The 18,646-nt window shown below is 72.6% G+C and carries 17 protein-coding genes; 12 read left to right on the top strand and 5 right to left on the bottom strand.

Features of this window, described 5'->3' with window-relative positions; translation table 11 throughout:
* Window positions 1-85 precede the first annotated feature (85 nt).
* Window positions 86-277 (bottom strand): hypothetical protein, encoded by a 192-nt coding sequence (locus IH61_RS49310; protein ID WP_234327509.1) that lies wholly within the window; start codon window positions 275-277, stop codon window positions 86-88.
* Between IH61_RS49310 and IH61_RS0137710 the strand changes: the two genes are divergently transcribed.
* On the top strand, window positions 198-1,721 hold the full coding sequence (locus IH61_RS0137710) for an APC family permease (RefSeq protein WP_234327508.1): 1,524 nt from the start codon (window positions 198-200) through the stop codon (window positions 1,719-1,721). The genes IH61_RS49310 and IH61_RS0137710 overlap by 80 nt on opposite strands.
* A 94-nt stretch (window positions 1,722-1,815) precedes the next feature.
* Here the strand turns inward: IH61_RS0137710 and IH61_RS0137705 are convergent, their stop codons facing one another.
* Together IH61_RS0137705 and IH61_RS0137700 are read right to left on the bottom strand one after the other, a co-directional pair.
* Window positions 1,816-4,008 (bottom strand): transglycosylase domain-containing protein, encoded by a 2,193-nt coding sequence (locus tag IH61_RS0137705; protein ID WP_051838688.1) that lies wholly within the window; start codon window positions 4,006-4,008, stop codon window positions 1,816-1,818.
* Between the two features lie 97 nt (window positions 4,009-4,105).
* The gene (locus tag IH61_RS0137700; protein ID WP_031078519.1) at window positions 4,106-5,191 is read right to left on the bottom strand and encodes a pyridoxal-phosphate-dependent aminotransferase family protein; all 1,086 of its coding nucleotides are present in this window, start codon (window positions 5,189-5,191) and stop codon (window positions 4,106-4,108) included.
* 137 nt (window positions 5,192-5,328) lie between these two features.
* On the opposite strand from IH61_RS0137700, the gene IH61_RS0137695 reads away from it, so the two are divergent.
* From IH61_RS0137695 to IH61_RS0137665, 7 genes are all read left to right on the top strand, one after another.
* Window positions 5,329-6,417 carry an amidohydrolase family protein gene (locus IH61_RS0137695; RefSeq protein ID WP_031078516.1) on the top strand — a complete coding sequence of 363 codons (1,089 nt, stop codon included), beginning with the start codon at window positions 5,329-5,331 and terminating at the stop codon, window positions 6,415-6,417.
* Between the two features lie 144 nt (window positions 6,418-6,561).
* Window positions 6,562-7,239, top strand: a complete 678-nt coding sequence (locus IH61_RS0137690; RefSeq protein WP_031078514.1) for a uracil-DNA glycosylase — start codon at window positions 6,562-6,564, stop codon at window positions 7,237-7,239.
* Between the two features lie 131 nt (window positions 7,240-7,370).
* Window positions 7,371-8,288, top strand: coding sequence for an SCO1860 family LAETG-anchored protein (locus IH61_RS0137685; protein WP_031078512.1), 918 nt, complete (start codon window positions 7,371-7,373; stop codon window positions 8,286-8,288).
* A 162-nt stretch (window positions 8,289-8,450) separates the two neighbouring features.
* Complete coding sequence (gene glnII, locus IH61_RS0137680; protein ID WP_031078511.1) at window positions 8,451-9,473, top strand: glutamine synthetase GlnII; 1,023 nt, start codon at window positions 8,451-8,453, stop codon at window positions 9,471-9,473.
* 210 nt (window positions 9,474-9,683) lie between these two features.
* Entirely contained in the window at window positions 9,684-10,781 is a 1,098-nt protein-coding gene (locus IH61_RS0137675; protein ID WP_031078510.1) for an LLM class flavin-dependent oxidoreductase, read from the top strand.
* Between the two features lie 49 nt (window positions 10,782-10,830).
* Window positions 10,831-11,370: a hypothetical protein gene (locus IH61_RS0137670; protein ID WP_031078507.1), complete on the top strand. Its 540-nt coding sequence runs from the start codon at window positions 10,831-10,833 to the stop codon at window positions 11,368-11,370.
* On the top strand, window positions 11,259-12,248 hold the full coding sequence (locus IH61_RS0137665; protein WP_324607646.1) for an MOSC domain-containing protein: 990 nt from the start codon (window positions 11,259-11,261) through the stop codon (window positions 12,246-12,248). The genes IH61_RS0137670 and IH61_RS0137665 overlap by 112 nt, the downstream gene beginning before the upstream one ends.
* On the opposite strand, the gene cobC is transcribed toward IH61_RS0137665, so the two are convergent.
* Both cobC and IH61_RS0137655 read right to left on the bottom strand, forming a co-directional pair.
* Window positions 12,241-13,281: an Rv2231c family pyridoxal phosphate-dependent protein CobC gene (gene cobC, locus IH61_RS0137660; RefSeq protein ID WP_031078503.1), complete on the bottom strand. Its 1,041-nt coding sequence runs from the start codon at window positions 13,279-13,281 to the stop codon at window positions 12,241-12,243. The genes IH61_RS0137665 and cobC overlap by 8 nt on opposite strands.
* A 13-nt stretch (window positions 13,282-13,294) precedes the next feature.
* Window positions 13,295-14,659 (bottom strand): cobalamin biosynthesis protein, encoded by a 1,365-nt coding sequence (locus tag IH61_RS0137655; RefSeq protein WP_158845770.1) that lies wholly within the window; start codon window positions 14,657-14,659, stop codon window positions 13,295-13,297.
* 287 nt (window positions 14,660-14,946) lie between these two features.
* Here IH61_RS0137655 and IH61_RS0137650 point away from each other — a divergent pair, with 287 nt between their 5' ends.
* The 4 genes from IH61_RS0137650 to IH61_RS47980 all read left to right on the top strand — a co-directional run.
* Window positions 14,947-15,855, top strand: coding sequence for an alkaline phosphatase family protein (locus tag IH61_RS0137650; RefSeq protein WP_031078498.1), 909 nt, complete (start codon window positions 14,947-14,949; stop codon window positions 15,853-15,855).
* 5 nt (window positions 15,856-15,860) lie between these two features.
* Window positions 15,861-17,177, top strand: a complete 1,317-nt coding sequence (locus tag IH61_RS0137645; protein ID WP_031078497.1) for an MFS transporter — start codon at window positions 15,861-15,863, stop codon at window positions 17,175-17,177.
* Window positions 17,174-18,196: a TolB family protein gene (locus IH61_RS0137640; protein WP_031078495.1), complete on the top strand. Its 1,023-nt coding sequence runs from the start codon at window positions 17,174-17,176 to the stop codon at window positions 18,194-18,196. Before IH61_RS0137645 ends, IH61_RS0137640 begins: the two co-directional genes overlap by 4 nt.
* 92 nt (window positions 18,197-18,288) lie before the next feature.
* Window positions 18,289-18,646: hypothetical protein (locus IH61_RS47980; RefSeq protein ID WP_037973892.1), on the top strand; the 358-nt coding region annotated here is incomplete at its 3' end.

Raw genomic sequence — 18,646 nt, 5'->3', positions numbered from 1 at the left:
GTTTCGGGGGAGGGCGGGCCGTGGGGGCTGCGGCACTGTCGGGGTGGATTTTCTCCCCCGATGCGAGAGGTGGCCGGTCCATGGCTCACAGCACGAACACGAGACCGGCGGCCGCGGGCCATTCCGGGCTGAAGCGGGAGGTCGGCGTCGCCGGGCTGCTCTGGGCCTCGGTGGGGGCGATCATCGGGTCGGGGTGGCTGTTCGGGGCGCAGAAGGCGGCGGTGGCGGCGGGGCCGGCGGCGTTGCTGTCCTGGGGGATCGGTGCGGTGGCGATCATCCTGCTGGCGCTGATCCACGCCGAGTTGGGCGGGCTGTTCCCGGTGGCGGGCGGGACGGCCCGGTACCCGCACTACGCGTTCGGCGGGTTCGCCGGGATGTCGTTCGGCTGGTTCACCTGGCTGCAGGCGGCGACGATCGCGCCGATCGAGGTGCAGGCGATGATCAACTACGCCCGGCACTGGTCCTGGGCGGACGGGTTCCTCAACAAGGACCTGACGCTGACCGGGACGGGCTTCGTGGTCGCGGCCGTGCTGCTCGGGGTGTTCGTCGCGATCAACTTCCTGGGGGTCAGGCTCCTCGCCCACACCAACAGCGTGGCCACCGTCTGGAAGGTCCTCATCCCGATCCTGGCGATCTTCGCGCTCGGGATCACCGAGTTCCACGGCTCGAACTTCAGCGCCCACGGCTTCGCGCCGGACGGCGCCAAGGGCGTCCTCGCCGCGATCAGCACCAGCGGCGTGATCTTCGCGCTGCTCGGCTTCGAGCAGGCCATCCAGTGGGCGGGCGAGAGCCGCAACCCCAAGCGGGACATCCCCCGGGCCGTGCTCGGCTCGGTGGTGATCGGCACGATCATCTACGTCATGCTGCAGGTGGTGTTCATCGGCGCCCTCCCGCCGGACACCTTCGCGGGCGGCTGGGACAAGCTCGACTACCCCGGCATCAGCGGCCCCTTCGCGGGCCTCGCGACGCTGATCGGCCTCGGCTGGCTGGCGACCGTCCTGTTCATCGACGCGGTGATCTCCCCGGCCGGCACCGGGCTGGTCTACATCACCTCGAGCTCGCGCGTCACGTACGGCCTCAGCCGCAACGGCTACGCGCCGCAGGCCCTGCAGTACACCGACAAGCGCTCGGTGCCGTGGCTGGGCCTGCTCATCGCCTGGGCCGCCGGGGTGATCTGCTTCCTGCCGTTCCCGAGCTGGCAGCGCCTGGTCGGCTTCATCACCTCGGCGGTCGTCCTGATGTACGCGGGCGCGCCGCTGGCCTTCGGGGTGCTGCGCAAGCGGCTGCCGGCGATGGAGCGCTCGTACCACCTGCGCGGCGGCTCGGTGATCTCCCCGCTGGCCTTCGCGGTGGCGAGCCTGGTCATCTACTGGGCGGGCTGGGACACCCTGTGGCGCCTCGGCCTGGCGATCGTCATCGGGTACGTGCTGCTCGGCGGGTACTCCCTGTACGCGGCCTCGAAGGGCGTGCCGAACGCGCCGCGGATGGACTTCAAGGCCGGGCAGTGGCTGCCGGTCTACCTCGTCGGCATGGGCCTGATCTCCTGGCAGGGCACCTTCGGCGTGGGCGCCCAGGGGAACCTGGGGCTCTGGTACGACATCGGTGTCGTGGTGGTGTTCTCGCTGGTCGTCTACTACTGGGCGCTGGCGGTGGCGCTGCCGGCGGAGGAGATCGAGCGCAACATCCGCGGCGTCGAGGTGCTCGACGCGGGCGGGCACTGACCGGGTCCGAAAGGAGCTTCGCCCCGCCGGGCGTCAACTGCTCGGCGGGGCTAGGGCCTGTGCGGCAAGATCCGCCGGACAGGCCCTAGGTGGTTCACGGCTTGCGGGCGGGCGGGGTGGTGGGCGGGGCGGTTGTGCCGGTGCCGGTGGCGTTCGGGTCCTGCTTGGGGGCCGGGTCGGGGATGTCGGCCATCGGCAGGGTCTGCTTGGGGGCGTCCTTGAGGGCCCGGTTCATGGCGTCGCGCCAGATCGGGCCGGGGCCGTCGGCGCCGAAGACCTCGTCGTAGTGGTGCCCGTTGATGGTGATGTCGCGCATCTCGACACCGCCGTCGGGCCCCCCGAGCCAGACGGAGGTGGCGAGCTGCGGGGTGTAGCCGCTGAACCAGGCGGCCTTCTTGTGGTCGGAGGTGCCGGTCTTTCCGGCGATCTGCCGGTTGCCGTCCAGCTTGAGCGCCGAGCCGGTGCCGTCCACGGTCACGCCGTTCAGGATGGTGTTGACGGCCTGCGAGGTCTCGTCGGAGATCACCTTCTCGCAGTGGCCGGCCGGGACGGGCACGTCCCTGCCGTCCATGGTGGTGATCTTGTCGATGGCGAGGGGCGTGCAGTGGTTGCCCCCGGCGGCGAAGGTCGCGTAGACGTTCGCCATGGTCAGCGGGCTCATCTCCTCGACGCCCAGGCCCATGGCGGGCACCTCCTTGAGGGGCTTGCCGCTGGCCATGGTGGTGATGCCGAACTTGTTGGCCATCTGCTTCACCGCGCAGAGCCCGATCTCCTGCTCCATCTGCACGAAGTAGGTGTTGATCGAGCGGGCCATGGCCTCCTTGAGCTGGTACGGGCCCTTCTCGTTCGGGGACTCGTTGGGCACCGTCGTCCTGGGCCGGGTGTCGTTGCGCCAAGTGCCGTCGCAGGTCTTCATGTTCGGGTAGTCGATCCTGTTCGGCGACGGGTACTCCTGCGTCGTCGGCAGGCCCGCCTCCAGGGCCGCGGCCGCGACGATCGGCTTGAAGGTGGAGCCGGGCTGGAAGCCGGTGCCGCCGCCCATCGCCGCGTCCACGTTGAAGTTGACGGTGGTCTGGTTCTTGGCCTTGTCCAGGCCGTACGGGCGGGTCTGGGCCATCGCGAGGATCTTGCCGGTGCCGGGCTCGATCATGGTCGCGGCGGCCGAGACGCTGTCGGTGACCCGCACGCTGTCGCTCACGGCGCTCTGCGCGGCGGCCTGCTTGTCCGGGTCCAGCGTGGTGTAGATCTTCAGGCCGCCGGTGTTCCAGAGCTTCGCGCGCTCCTCGGTGCTCTTGCCGAAGGCCGGGTCCTGCTTGACCACGTGCTTCACGTAGTCGCAGAAGAAGCCCATGCCGGGCTGGGCGGTGATGCAACCGTTGCGCGGGGCGTGGTAGTTGAGGCCCAGCGGGGCGGCCTTGGCCTCCTTCGCCTGGGCGTCGGTGATGTGCTTGTTCTCGAGCATCTTGTCGATCACGACGTTGCGGCGCTTGGTCGTGGCCTCGGGGTAGCGCACCGGGTCGTACTGGGACGGGTTCTGCACGATCCCGGCCAGGGTGGCGGCCTCGGCGACGGTCAGGTCCTTGTTGGACTTGCCGAAGTAGCGCTGGGAGGCGGCCTCCACGCCGTAGGCGCCGCTCCCGTAGTAGGTGATGTTGAGGTAGTTGGTGAGGATCTGGTCCTTGGGCATCTCCTTGTCCAGCTTGATCGCGATCTTGAGTTCCTGGATCTTGCGGCCCAGGGTCTTGCGCTGGGCCTCCGCGACGGCGTCCTTGTCGTCCCCCGCGATCTCCACGTTGACGTTCTTCACGTACTGCTGGGTCAGCGTCGAGGCGCCCTGCGAGTTGGTGCCGCTCTCGGCGTTCTTGCCGAGCGCGCGGGCGATGCCCTTGAGGTCGACGGCGCCGTGCTCGTAGAAGCGGGCGTCCTCGATGTCGACCTGGGCGTGCCGCATCAGCGGCGACATCTGCTCGGCCGTGAGGATGGTGCGGTCCCGGGCGAAGACCTTGGCGATCTGCCCGCCCTTGGCGTCGAAGATCAGCGTCGCCTGGGTCAGCGGCGGCGTCTTGAAGTCGACCGGGATGTCGTCGAAGCTCTCCGCCGTGCGCTGGGCCGTCAGCCCCGCGCCGCCGACGAGTGGCAGGGTGAGGCCGGCCAGCAGCACCCCGGACACGACGCTCGCGCTCAGGAAGATCATGCCGAAGCGGGCCAGGCGCAGCGGCCCGCTGGCGGGCCGGCGGGGGGCCTCGCCGTCGGCGGGGTTCGATATGGGCGGGTTATGTGATTCCACATCATGTCGACGCCACAAGTGTGGAGAAGGGTTGCGTGCGGACGGCCCGGTGGGCGGTATGGGGCGGGATGTCCGGCCCTGGGGCGTGCCTTTTGGATCAGGAGCTTGCGGTGGCCCGCCAGGCGGCGTCGGCCGCGGCCAGGGCGGGCGCGGCGTCGGCGTCCGTCGCCGCGGCGAGGGCGGTGAGGCAGGCGCGGACGGTGGCGAGGGTGGCGGCCGGGCCGTAGTGGTTGACGCGGAGCATCGTGGTGGCGAGGGCGCCGCCGCCGGGCTGGACGGGGAGGGCGGGGTCGAGGCGGGCGGCGAGGGCGGTGGCGTCGACGCCGTCCGGGGTGCGCAGCGTGGTGGCGACGGGCGCGGCGTGGGCGTCCTCGTGGACGTACGGGCTGAGCGTGCCGAGGGCGCGCACGCCCGCGCGGGTGGCGGCGGAGGCGGCGCGGTGGCGGGCGATCACGGTCGGCAGGCCGTCCGCGGCGATGCGGTCCAGGCAGGCGCCGAGGGCGAGCATCTCCAACTGGGCCGGGGCGTGCGGGAGTACGGCGCGGCCGGCGTCCGTCCAGCGCTCCTTCCAGTCGAGGAGGGAGAGGTAGGAGCGGCGCGGGGCGGCCGGGTTGGCGGCGATCCGCTCCCAGGCGCGCTGCGAGACGGAGACGGCGGAGACACCGGCCGGTCCGCCCATCGCCTTCTGACCGCCGATGACGCACAGGTCGACGCCCCAGGCGTCGGTGAGCAGCGGTTCGGCGGCGACGGAGGCGACGGCGTCGAGCATCAGCAGCGCGCCGTGCTCGCGGACGACGGCGCCGATCTCCGCGACGGGGTTGGTGTTGCCGGTGGCGGCCTCGGCGTGGACGAGGGAGACGAAGTCGATGCCCGGGTTCGCGTCGAGGGCCTCGGCGACCTGCCCGGCGGTGACCGCGCCGTCGAAGGGCACCGCGAGGTCGACCACGTTCGCGCCGCAGGTGCGCAGCCAGTTGCCGAAGGTCTGCCCGTACGGGCCGGTGACGATGTTGAGCGCGGTGGAGCCCGGGTGCGCGGCGCCCCGGATCGCGGCCTCCAGCGGCAGCAGTGCCTCGCCCTGGGTGACGATGACGTCGGCCTCGGTGTGCAGCAGCGCGGCCACCTTGTCCTCGATCGCCGCGAACCCGGCGGCGCTGAGCGGGGGGAGGTCGAGGAAGGGGCTCACGGGGGGTCGGCCTTTCGTCGGGCTGCTTCGTCGGGCTGCTTCGTCGGGCTGTTCGTCGGATTGGGGGGCTGCCGGCAACGAGTCTGCCGCATGTTCGCTGCTTACCGGGAACGGGCGGCAAGCCCTAGAGTGCGGCCATGAGCGATGCGGTGCTGCACGTGCGGGGTCGGGTGCTGGTCGGCCCGGAGGACGTCCGGGACGAACTGTGGGTCGTGGACGGCCGAGTGAGCTTCACCCGCCCGCCCACCGCCGCGGACGTCCGTACGGTGGGCGGCTGGGTGCTGCCGGGCCTGGTGGACGCGCACTGCCACGTGGGCCTGGACGCGCACGGCGCCGTCGACGCCGCCACCAGCGAGAAGCAGGCGCTCACCGACCGCGACGCCGGCACCCTGCTGATCCGCGACGCCGGCTCCGCCGCCGACACCCGCTGGATCGACGGGCGCGAGGACCTGCCCCGGATCATCCGCGCCGGCCGGCACATCGCCCGCACCCGCCGCTACATCCGCAACTACGCGCACGAGATCGAGCCCGGCGACCTCGCCGCGTACGTCCGGGCCGAGGCCCGGCGCGGGGACGGCTGGGTCAAGCTCGTCGGCGACTGGATCGACCGCGAGCGCGGCGACCTCGCCGCCTGCTGGCCCGGCGACGCGCTGGCCGAGGCGATCGCGGCGGCGCACGAGGAGGGCGCGCGGGTCACCGCGCACTGCTTCGCGGCCGAGTCGCTGCCGGACCTGCTGGCCGCCGGGATCGACTGCGTGGAGCACGCCACCGGGCTGACCGAGGAGCTGATCCCCGTCTTCGCCGAGCGTGGGGTCGCCATCGTGCCGACGCTCGTCAACATCGCCACCTTCCCCTCGCTCGCGGCGGGCGGCGAGGCCAGGTTCCCGGCCTGGTCGGCGCACATGCGGCGCCTGCACGAGCGCCGGTACGACACGGTGGGCGCCGCGCACGACGCCGGGGTGCCGATCTTTGTCGGGACGGACGCGGGCGGCTCGCTCGCGCACGGGCTGGTCGCGGACGAGGTGGCGGAGCTGGTGAAGGCGGGGCTGAGCCCGGCGGAGGCGCTGTCGGCGGCGAGCTGGGGCGCGCGGGCGTGGCTGGGGCGGCCGGGACTGGAGGAGGGTTCTCCGGCGGACTTCGTGGTGTACGGGCAGGACCCGCGGGCGGACGTGCGGGTGCTGGCCGATCCGGAGCTGGTGGTGCTGCGGGGGCGCGTGGTGGGGTGAGCCGGGGCTCGGTCGGGGTTCGGCTGGGGGCTCAGCTGGTGGCCCACCTGGCGCTCAGTTGGGGCTCGGCTGAGGTGAGCGGCCCTTCGCGCGCGTGATCATCTGTTGAACGCCCTGTCGGCGTAGGCCGATAGGGTGAGAACCATGGCACCGCGTCCACTGAATGAGATCGTCGAGCCCGGTTGGGCCACCGCCCTGGAGCCCGTCGCCGGGCGGATCGCCGCGATGGGCGACTTCCTGCGCGCCGAACTCGCCGCCGGCCGCACCTATCTGCCGTCCGGCCCGAACGTCCTGCGGGCGTTTCAGCAGCCCCTCGCCGACGTGCGGGTGCTGATCGTCGGGCAGGACCCGTACCCGACGCCCGGCCACGCCGTGGGGCTCAGCTTCTCGGTGGCGCCCGAGGTGCGGCCGATCCCGGCGAGCCTGATCAACATCTACCAGGAGTACGGCACCGACCTGGGTCTGCCGCAGCCGTCCAACGGGGACCTCACCCCGTGGACGCGGCAGGGCGTGCTGCTGCTCAACCGGGCCCTGACCACCGAGCCGCGCAAGACCGGCGGGCACAAGGGCAAGGGCTGGGAGGAGGTCACCGAGCAGGCGATCCGGGCGCTGGTGGCGCGCGGCGGGCCGCTGGTGGCGATCCTGTGGGGGCGCGACGCCCGCAACCTGCGGCCGTTGCTGGGGCAGGTGCCGACGATCGAGTCCTCGCACCCGAGCCCGTACTCGGCGAGCAGCGGGTTCTTCGGCTCGCGGCCGTTCAGCCGGGCGAACGAGCTGTTGGTGGGGCAGGGGGCGCAGCCGGTGGACTGGCGGCTGCCGTAGCAGATCCACGTCACCGGGGACCGTCAATCTCACTCCAACGGGTGAAATGACGTTCTGTGTTACTCATGTGACGGATCGTTTGAGAAGACTGGCGGCTCATCCTTTCAGCTGTCGTGTGTGGGGGTACCGCCATGTCTTCTCGCCGAATCGTTTCCGCATCCGCCGCCGTGGTGGTGAGTACGCTGCTCACCGCCGCGCCCGTCCAGGCTGAGCCCGCACCGTCCACGGGCAAGGCGCGGGCCGTCACCGCCGAGCTCGCCCTGGACGTCAAACTGTTGAACAACGCCGTGGACGTCCCGGTGAACCTCGCGCTCAACAAGGTGGAGACGCCCGAGCAGCGCGACGGTGCCGTGCTGACCGCCGCGGTGGACGGTGTCGACCAGCGGCGGCCGGTCACCCTCGTCAAGGCCGAGGTCGGTAGGTCCGTCACCCGGGTCGACGCCAAGGGCGCCGTCGCCTCCGTCAAGCTCGTCAACGCCGACGTCAACGCGCCCGGCCTCGCCACCGCCCTGCTCGGTGTGGAGGCGATGAGCGCCGAGGCCACGTGTCCGGTGGACGGGCAGCCCACCGCGAACGTCGTCGCGCCCGCCAAACTGACCGTGCTCGGCAAGTCCGTCACCCTGGGCCTGTACGGGCCGACCAAGGTGGACGTGCCGGCGGTCGGCAGCGTGTCGGTGGAGTTCTCGAAGAAGACCACCACGACGACCACGGCCGCCGCCACCGCCCTGGAGGTGCGGGTGGAGGTGAACCCGCTGAACCTGAACGTCGCCAAGGTCAGTGGGACGGTCACCGTCGCCTCGGTGAGCTGCGAGAAGCCCGCCGGGTCGAGTGTTACGCCCAGCACCGCCCCGACCACCGCCCCGAGCGCGAAGCCGGCTGCCGACGTCACCACGGCGGCGCGCGCCACGGCGTCGAGGGCTCCCGAGCACCTCGCCACCACCGGCGGCAGCAGCGCCACCGGCCCCCTGGCCGCCGGGGCCGCCGCCCTGGTCGCGGGCGGCGCGGCCGCCCTGTGGGCCACCCGGCGGCGTCGCGCCCGCCGTCACTAGGCACTGCGCGGCGGGGGAGTGCCAGGCGCGGCACTCCCTCACCGTGACGGTGACAACGCGGACGGTTGGTTCACATGCGTGTTACATGAGAGGAACAACCGGGAAACGGCGACTTGCGACGCTACGCGGGCACCCACCACCCAGCAATGCGAGGGACACGTCGTGGCAATCAAGGCCGAGTACATCTGGATCGACGGCACCAAGCCGACCGCGAAGCTCCGTTCCAAGACTCGCGTTCTGCCCAACGCCGACAAGATCCCGACCTGGGGCTTCGACGGTTCTTCGACCAACCAGGCCGAGGGCCACGCCTCGGACCGCGTGCTGGAGCCGGTGAAGGTCGTCAAGGACCCGATCCGCGGTGGCGACAACATCCTCGTCCTCTGCGAGGTCCTCGAGACGAACGGCACCCCGCACGAGTCCAACACCCGTGCCCTGCTGCGCGAGATCGAGGCCAAGTACACCGCTCAGGAGTCGATCTTCGGCATCGAGCAGGAGTACACCTTCTTCAAGGGCTCCCGCCCGCTCGGCTTCCCCGAGGGCGGCTTCCCGGCCCCGCAGGGCGGCTACTACTGCGGCGTCGGCGCCGAGGAGGTCTTCGGCCGCGAGATCGTCGAGCTGCACCTCGACCGCTGCCTCGACGCCGGCCTGGCGATCTGCGGCATCAACGCCGAGGTCATGCCCGGCCAGTGGGAGTTCCAGATCGGCCCGGTCGACGCCCTGACGGTCTCCGACGACCTGTGGATCGCCCGCTACCTGCTCTACCGCACCGCCGAGGAGTTCGGCATCGACGCCACCCTCGACGCCAAGCCGGCCCGCGGCGACTGGAACGGCGCCGGTGCGCACACCAACTTCTCCACCAAGGCGATGCGCGAGGGCTACGAGGCCATCATCACCGCCTGCGAGTCGCTCGGCGCCTCCCAGGAGATCGTCCTGGAGCACGTCAACAACTACGGTGACGACATCCAGTCCCGCCTCACCGGCAAGCACGAGACCGCCCCGTGGAACGTCTACAGCTACGGCGTCTCCAACCGCGGCGCCTCCGTGCGCATCCCGTGGCAGGTCGAGGTGGAGCAGAAGGGCTACATCGAGGACCGTCGCCCCAACGCCAACATCGACCCGTACGTCGTCACCCGCCTGCTGATCAACACCTGCTGCGAGGCCCTGGAGAAGGCCGGCCAGGTCTGATCCACCCCCGCCCTCCGGCAACCGCCTTCCCGGCAACTGCCCTCAGGCACTCACCCGCAGGCCCCTCCCGTCCAGGGAAGGGGCCTGCGGGCGTTTCGGCCCTTTGTTACGGGCGTTTGTCAGCTGGGGCGTTTCCCTTGAGGACCGGTGGAGGGCGAACGGATAATCGGGTACCCGACCGCAGGCACCACCGGCCGCAGGAGTGTGCCCATGTCCCTGGTGTTCCACTGGTTCCTTCCGACCAACGGCGACAGCCGTTCGATCGTCGGGGGCGGGCACGGGTCCACGCCGGGGACGGCGGGGGCGGACCGGCCGCCGGAGCTGGCCTACCTGGGCCAGGTCGCGCGCAGCGCCGAGCAGTTGGGGTTCGAAGGGGTGCTCACGCCGACGGGGGCGTGGTGCGAGGACGCCTGGCTGACCACGGCGATGCTGACGCAGGTGACGGAGCGGCTGAAGTACCTGGTGGCGTTCCGGCCCGGGCAGATCTCGCCCACGCTCGCGGCGCAGATGGCGGCGAGCTACCAACGGCAGTCCGGCGGGCGGCTGTTGCTCAACGTGGTGACGGGCGGGGAGTCCGCCGAGCAGCGGGCGTACGGGGACTTCCTCGACAAGGACGCCCGGTACGCGCGGACCGGCGAGTTCCTGGACGTCGTCGGGCGGTTGTGGGCGGGGGAGACGGTCGACCACGACGGGCCCCATCTGCGGGTCGAGGGCGCGAAGTTGAACCGGCTGCCCGATCCGGTGCCGACCGTGTACTTCGGCGGCTCCTCCCCGGCGGCCGGGGAGGTGGCCGCCCGGTACGCCGACGTCTACCTGACCTGGGGCGAACCGCCGGACCAGGTACGGGAGAAGGTGCGCTGGATCCGCGAACTCGCCGCCGCCCACGGGCGCAGGCCCCGGTTCGGCATCCGGCTGCACGTGATCACCCGGGACACCGCCGCACAGGCGTGGGCCGAGACGGAACGGCTGCTCGCCGGGATGGATCCGGCGCGGGTGGCGCAGACCCAACGGGCGCTCGGCGAGAGCGAGTCGGAGGGCCAGCGCCGGATGCTCGCGCTGCACGGCGGCTCCGCGCAACGGCTGGAGGTGCACCCCGGACTCTGGGCCGGCGTCGGGCTGCTGCGCGGCGGCGCGGGGACGGCGCTGGTGGGCAGCCACCGGGAGGTCGCCGACCTGATCCGCGAGTACCACGAGGTGGGGATCGACGAGTTCGTGCTCAGCGGGATGCCGCACCTGGAGGAGGCGTACCGGTTCGGCGAGGGAGTGCTCCCACTGCTCGCCGCCCGGGGCATGTGGAACCGGCCGTGAACGGGTAAAACGCTGGCGAATTCTCCATCTCCACCGGACAATTCACGGCATGAGCCAGCCGAGTCAGCCGCTTCTCCTCATCGACGTGGACGGACCTCTCAACCCCTACGCCGCGCCGAAACAGCGCCGCCCCGAGGGGTACGAGACCCATCGGCTGCTCCCCGAGGGCTGGGTGACGCGCAACGCGCCGACGCCGCGCAACCGGGTCAAGCCGCTGCGGGTGTGGCTGAACCCCGCTCACGGGCCGGAGTTGCTCGCCCTGCCGTACGAACTGGCCTGGGCGACCACCTGGATGGAGGACGCGAACGAGCACATAGCCCCGCGCATCGGGCTGCCCGAACTCCCGTACATCACCTTCACCAACCTCTTCGGCGACGACCCGGACGGGCTGCACTGGAAGACCCGGGAGCTGGTCGCCTGGGCCGACGGGCGCCGCTTCGTCTGGCTCGACGACGAACTCGGCCCGCCGGACATCGAGTGGATCGAGGCCAACCACCCCGGCCCGGCGCTGGCGCTGTGGATCGACCCCCGCACGGGCCTGCGCGACCTGCACTTCGAGGCGCTGCGCGAGTGGGCGGAGGGGGAGTGACGGCTCACGGCACGGCTCATGGCACGGCTCATGGCACGGATCACGGAACGGCTCACGACACGGCTCTCGGCGCGGCTGTCGGCACGGTTCTCGGTACGGTCGAGCGGCTCCGGCGCCACCCCGTGAAGTCACTGCTGGGGGAGGACGTACGGGAGTCGGCCGTCGACGGGCGGGGCCTGGCCGGCGACCGCGCGCGGGCCCTGCTCGACGTCACCACCGGCCGGATCGCCAGCGCCAAGCACCCCCGGCTGTGGGCGGCCCTGCTCGGCTACACGGCCGCCACGGTGGACGGCGGCGTCACGATCACCGGCCCCGACGGGCGCGCCGTCGACGAGGCCGAGCTGTCCGAGGCCCTCGGCCGCAAGGTCGCACTGATCGCCGAACGCCCGCCCGGCGCCTCCCTCGAACGGTCTGTCCCGGAGGAGGTGCTGGCCCACGGCATCGACGAAGAAGTCGACTTCACCGTCACCGAGTTGGGCCGCGCCGCCCCCGACGGCGGCTTCTTCGACTTCGCCCCGCTCCACCTGATCACCACCTCCACCCTCCACGCCACCGCCGCGGAGGCCGAGCGCTACCGCCCCAACCTGGTGATCCACACCGACGGCGAAGGCTACGTCGAGAACGCCTGGGTGGGCCACGACCTCGCGATCGGCCCCACCCTCCGCCTGCGCATCGTCGCCCCCAGCCCCCGCTGCGCCGTCCCCACCCTCCGCCACGGCCCCCTCCCGCGCCACCCCGACGCCCTACGCACCCCCGCCGCCCGGAACCGCCGGATCCCCCTCCCCGGCATGCCCGCCCTCCCCTGCGCGGGCGTCTACGCCACGGTCCTCACTCCCGGCCGCATCACCCTGGGCGACGAGGTCACGCTCCTCAACTGAGCACGGTGGTGAGGGCGTCGAGGAAGAGGTCGGTGGTGGGCTCGTCGCGGACGGCGATGCGGAGCCAGTCCTCGCCCAGGCCGGGGAAGGTGTCGCCCCGGCGGACGGCGAAGCCGTGCTCGCGCAGGCGGTTCCGGACGGCGGCTGCGCCGGGGAGGTGGATCAGGACGAAGGAGGCGGCGGGTTCGCCGTGGACCCGGACGCTCGGGAAGGCGGAGAGGCCCTTGAGCAGGTAGTCGCGCCGGAGGGCGAGTTCGGCCGCCGCCTCCTCGGCCTCGGCGAGGGCCTGCGGTGTGCTGCACGCCTCGGCGGCGGCGAGGGCGGGGGTGGAGACGGGCCACAGGGGCTGGGCGGCGCCGAGTTCGGCGATCAGTGCTGCGGGGCCGAGTACGTAGCCGATTCGCAGACCGGCCAGGCCCCAGGTCTTGGTGAGGCTGCGCAGGACGACGACCCGTCCGGGCAGGTCGCGTGCGGAGGCGAGGGACTCGCGCTCGCCGGGCACGGTGTCCATGAACGCCTCGTCGACCACCAGGGTGCGGCCCGGGCGGGCGAGGGCGGCGACGGTTGCGGCGGGGTGGAGGACGGAGGTGGGGTTGGTCGGGTTGCCGAGCACCACCAGGTCGGCCTCCTCGGGGACGGTGCCGAGCCGGAACCCGTCGGAGGGGGAGAGCAACACCCGGTGCACCTCGTGCCCGGCGTCGCGCAGGGCCGCCTCCGGTTCGGTGAACTGCGGGTGCACGACGACGATGTGACGTGGTGTCAGTACGCGTGCGAGCAGCACGAAGGCTTCCGCTGCCCCCGAGGTGAGCAGCACCTCCTCCACGGGCCTGCCGTGCCGGGCGGCCACCGCGGCGCGGGCGTCCCGCTGGTCGGGGTAGGCGGCGAGGTCGCCGAGGGTGGCGGCGAGCCGCTCGCGCAGCCACTGCGGCGGGGTGCCGGTGCGCACGTTGACGGCGAGGTCGACCAGGCCGAGCCCGTCGGCGCGGACCTCGGCGTCGCCGTGGTGGCGCAGATCGGGTTCGGGGGCGGTCATGTGGTGCTCCTGGTCAGAGGACGGGCAGGCCCGGTACGTGGTGGAGATCGTACGGCCCGGGCGGTACGGCCAGGCCGGAGCCGTCGCCGAGGGCGACCAGCGCGACGGCGTGCCCGTGGGTGGCGAGGGTGGCGGCCGCCCCGGCGGGGTCGAGGACGGCCCCGGCGCGGTCGGTGGCCACGCCCGGCCGGTCCAGGACCTCCCCGCGGGGGGTGCGGATCGGCCCGGGGTCCGGCAGGCAGACCTGCCTGGTGCCCGGCCGCAGCAGGGAGGCCACCGCCTCGACGGCCTCCGGCCGCCCCACCACGGCCGAGGCGCGCCGCAGTTCGGCCAGCGCGCGCGGCACCAGCAGGTCGTGCTCGCCCGGCCCGAGGCCGATCGTCGCCAGCCGTCCGCGCACCGCCGCCCGGGCGATGGCGATGGTCGTCCCCGCCGACTTCCGCTTGGGGACCAGGAGTCGGCCGCCGCCCGAGCTCGCCAGCGCCGCCGCCTCGGCCACGCTCGGGGTGCCCACGGCTTCCGCGGCCGCCTCGGACGGGTTCGGGACCGTCAACCGCGCCAGTTCCTGCGCCGGGTGCTCCTCCACGGGGACGTTCAGGCAGCGGGACACCCAACTCACCACCGGGTGGTCGCCCTTGCCCTCGACCGTGGCGATCCGGCCGATCGCGTCGCGCAGGTAGCCGGTCGCCTTGAGCGTGGCCATCAGCAGCGGCATCGCCTCGGTCGGGTCGGCGCTGCTGCTCGCGCCGATGCCGAGGATCAGGGTGCGGGGGACGATCAGCAGGTCCCCGTCGCCCGGGTCGTCGAAGTCGGTGACGCGCAGCACGGGGGCGTCCCCGGGCGCGTCCGGCGAGACGTTCGGCGGCAGGGCGGGCAGCGGGTACGCGACGTCGGTGACGAGCCGTACGGGTTCGCCGTCCGCGACCGCCCGTACGGTCGCGCCGTAGTTGGCGCGGTAGTGGCGGACGGCGTGCGGGGTGAGGACGTCCAGCGGGTCCAGGGGGTGCGGAACGCGCTCGTCGAGCACGGGCGTGACGCCGAGCACGGCCTGCACCTCGCGCGCCAGCTCCGCCGCCTTCGCCCCGCCGGCGAGCTGGATCACCCAGCGCCGGTTCGGGTCGACGCACAGGAGGTCCTTGCCGTCCGGGATCCGGACGTGGCCGCTGTTCAGCAGGGAGAGGACATGGGTGGGGGAGGCGACGACCACGGCCTGGTCGTGGTCCAGGGCGAAGGCCAGCGCCTCCGGCGGCTGGAAGCAGTTGGTGTACCTGGCGTGCCGCGCGATGCTGCTCTCCGGCCAGGCGGCGTGCAGTTCCTCGGCGAGCGCGAACGCCGCCGGCTGGGGGAAGGAGATCACCGCGATCATCGTCGTGCCCACTTCCTTACTCGCTTGCATCCCGTGCCCAGGCCCGTCAGGCCGCTGCCCGGGCCCGCGCTCAGGCCGCTGCCCGGGCCCGCGCTCAGGCCCGTGCTCAGGCCCGTGCGATCCCACCACGCGCGAACGGAAGGGGTCAATCGCCATCCCTGTGACGAACGCGTCGACGAGCGGGAGCTGTTCGTCTGTTCTTCACCCGCGTTGTGCGGTACACGTCACTGAGCGTCTCCTACTCTTCTGGGCGCCCAGCACGGCCCAGTCCCGGAAACCCCCCGACACCGGAGGACCTCATGGCGTACGCACGACTCCGCACCCCCGGAACCCCCCGCAGGCTCCGCCCGCTCACCGCCCTGGCCGCGGGCCTCGGCCTGGTGGCCGGCTCCCTCGGCCTGTGGGCCACGGGCGGCAGCGCCGCCGCCGACACCGCCGCCGCGCTCCCGGCCCCGGACCACATCGTGGTCGTCGTGATGGAGAACCACGCCTACAAGCAGGTCATCGGCAGCTCCAGCGCCCCGTACATCAACGGCACGCTGGTGGCCGGCGGCGGCACCCTGAGCCAGTCCTACGCGCTCACCCACCCGAGCCAGCCGAACTACTACATGCTGTTCTCCGGCAGCTCCCAGGGCGTCGTCGACGACAGCTGCGTGGACGTCGGCGCGCTCCAGGGCCCCAACCTGGCCTCCGAGTTGGCCGACTCCGGCCAGAGCTGGGCCAGCTACAACGAGGGCCTGCCCGCCGTCGGCGCCACCGACTGCCGCTCGGGCGACTACGCGCAGAAGCACAACCCGTGGTTCGGCTTCGGCAACGTCCCCACCTCCACCGCGTACGGGATGGACGCCTTCCCGACCGACTACAGCACCCTGCCGAAGGTCTCCTTCGTCGTTCCGGACCTGTGCAACGACATGCACGACTGTTCCGTCGGCACCGGCGACTCGTGGGTGCAGGCCAACCTCGACGGCTACGCGCAGTGGGCCAAGGCCCACAACAGCCTCCTCGTCCTGACCTTCGACGAGGACAACCGCCTGGCCGGCAACCGCATCCCGACCCTCGTCTTCGGCGCCCACGTCGCCCCCGGCAGCAGCACCTCCACCCACTACAACCACTACGACGTGCTGCACACCCTGGAGGACCTGGCCGGCGTCAACGCCCACGCCGGCAACTCCGCCACCGCCACCGACATCACCGGCATCTGGAACTGACGCCCGTGTACGTCGCGGACTCCCGCAGCACCAAGGCCCCCGTCGCGCCCGGCCCGTCCAACGGGCCGGGGCGGCGGGGCGCCGCCCTTCGCGCCGTGCCGGGTGCGGTGATCGCCCTCGGCGCCGTCAGCCTGGTGACCGACGTCTCCTCCGAGATGGTCACCGCCGTGCTCCCCCTCTACCTCCTCACGGGCCTCGGCCTGTCCCCGCTCGGCTTCGGCCTACTGGACGGCCTCCAGAACGGATTCAGCGCCCTCGTCCGGCTAGTCGGCGGCCACCTCGCCGACCGCCGGGGCCGCGACGGGGCCGCCCGCCACAAGGCCGTCGCCGCGGTCGGGTACGGGCTGTCCGCGCTCTGCAAGCCCCTGCTGCTGTTCGCCCACACCGTGCCGCTGATCGGCGCCGTCATCGCCGTCGACCGCACCGGCAAGGGCCTGCGCACCGCGCCCCGGGACGCGATGATCTCCCTCGCCGCCGAACCCGCCCACCGGGGACGGGCGTTCGGCGTCCACCGAGCCATGGACACCGTCGGCGCGCTGCTCGGCCCGCTCAGCGCCTTCCTCGTCCTGCGCCTGGCCGGCGGCCCGCTGCTCGCCGACGGCGGCGAACGGCACGGCTACGACGCGGTGTTCACCGTCAGCGCGTGCGTCGCCGCGCTCGGCGTGCTGATCCTGCTGCTGTTCGTGCCAAACCGCCAGGCAGGTGACGATCCGTCAACTCCGGCCCCCTCGCTGCGGGACAGCCTCACCCTGCTGCGCCTGCCGGGCCTGCGGCGGCTCACCGTCTGCGCCGTGCTGCTCGGTCTCACCACCGTCAGCGACTCCTTCCTCTACCTGCTGATCCAGCGCCGCCTCGGCCTCTCCGTCAACCTGTTCCCGCTGCTGCCGCTCGGCACCGCCGCCGCCTTCCTGCTGCTCGCCGTCCCCTTCGGCCTGCTCGCCGACCGGATCGGGCGCCGCCTGCTCTTCCTCGCCGGGCACGGGCTGCTGCTCCTCGCGTACGGGCTGCTGCTCTCGCCGCTGCAGGGGCTGCCGGTGGTGCTGTGCGTGCTGGTGCTGCACGGCTCCTTCTACGCGGCCACCGACGGCGTGCTCGCCGCCGCGGCCGCCGACACCGTGCCCGCCGAACAGCGCGGCGCCGGGCTCGCCCTCGTCGGCACCGGGCAGGCGCTCGCCCGGTTCGCCTGCTCGCTGCTGTTCGGCGCGCTGTGGGGCGCGGCCGGCGGCACGGGCGCGCTCGCCTGGTCGGCGGGTGCGCTGGCGCTGTGCGTGGCCGGGGCGGCCCTGGTGATGCGACCGACTGCCGACGGGGAGACCGAATGAACCTCAAGACCCGCACCAGGGTGCTGGTGCTGCTGGTCGCGGTGCTGCTGCTCGGCGGCGTCGGCACCGGCGCCGTCCTGTACGCCGCCGACCGCAGCGCCGAACGCGACCAGGCCCAGCCCGGCGGACCGGCCGTCCACCCCGGCGAGGTGGGCCTCGGCAAGGGCGGGCAACTGCTCTTCCGCAACATGGCCTGGGGCCCGCACCGCGACGAGATCACCACCGTCCCCGCCGACAGGCCCGACGGCCCGCGCACCGCCTCCGGCGTCCAGTGCCTGCGCTTCCACGCCGCCTCCGGCACCGGCATCTGCCTCCAGGCCGTCCACGGCGCCCTCGAGGACACCTACCGCACCGTCATCCTCGACGACCACCTGCACGAGCTGCGCACCTTCCCCGCCGCCGGCATCCCGACCCGCTCCCGGGTCTCCCCGTCCGGGCACCTCGCCGCCTGGACGGTCTTCGTCAGCGGCGACTCGTACGCGGGCACCAACTTCTCCACCCGCACGTCCATCGTCGACGTCCGGGACTGGAACCTGCGCGAGAACCTCGAGGACTTCACCGTCATCAAGGACGGCGCCCCGTACCAGGCGCACGACATCAACATCTGGGGCGTCACCTTCGCCGACGACAACACCTTCTACGCCACCGTCGCCAGCGCCGGGCAGACCCACCTCGTGCGCGGCGACCTGAACGCCCGCACCCTCACCGCCCTCCACGACAACGTCGAGTGCCCCTCGCTCTCGCCGGACGGCACCCGCATCGCGTACAAGAAGCGCATCCCCGGAGCCTCCGCCGACTCGCCCTGGCGGCTGTACGTCCTCGACCTCGAGACGGGCGTCGAGACCGCCACGGCCGAACAGCGCAACATCGACGACCAGGCCCTGTGGACCGACGCCCACACCCTCCTCTACGCCCTGCCCGGCGACTACGGCGCCGACCTGTGGACCGTCCCCGCGGACGGCACCGGAAGCGCGCGGCGCGTCACCACGGCGGCCGTCGCCCCGGCACTCCTGGGGTGAGGCCGGGGTGAGGAACTCTGTCCCGCTCCCCCACGTAGAGCAGGTGTGACGTCCTGATCGAACGTCCTGATCGAACGGGGGAGCGAGCAGCCATGGACGGCATCCCGGAAGCCCTACCGCCCGAGCGCACGGTGACCGACTCCTGGCCCGCCCTCCACGGACGGCCCGTCCTGCGGCGCACCGTCGCGGTCGGGCTCGTCCTGTTCGTCACCGTCGCCGCCGCCCTGGTCGTCCGCGGCGTCAACGTCCTCACCCTCGACGGCCCCGGCCCCCAGGCCGACCGCGAACGCGCCGAACGCCTCGCCGGCCTCCACCCCTCCCAGCACCCCGGCGCCGGCCACTACTACGTCCCCCTCGGCGCCGTCTACACCCGCACCCCCGACGGCGCCCCCATCGCCTACCTCCACTACCGCGTCCCCGGCATCGGCGAGTTCCTCCACACCTACGACC

This window comes from Streptomyces sp. NRRL WC-3742 (assembly GCF_000720635.1).
Taxonomy (GTDB): Bacteria; Actinomycetota; Actinomycetes; order Streptomycetales; family Streptomycetaceae; genus Kitasatospora.
Note: the sequence above shows the minus strand (reverse complement) of the source record. Positions and strands in the feature narration are given on the sequence as shown.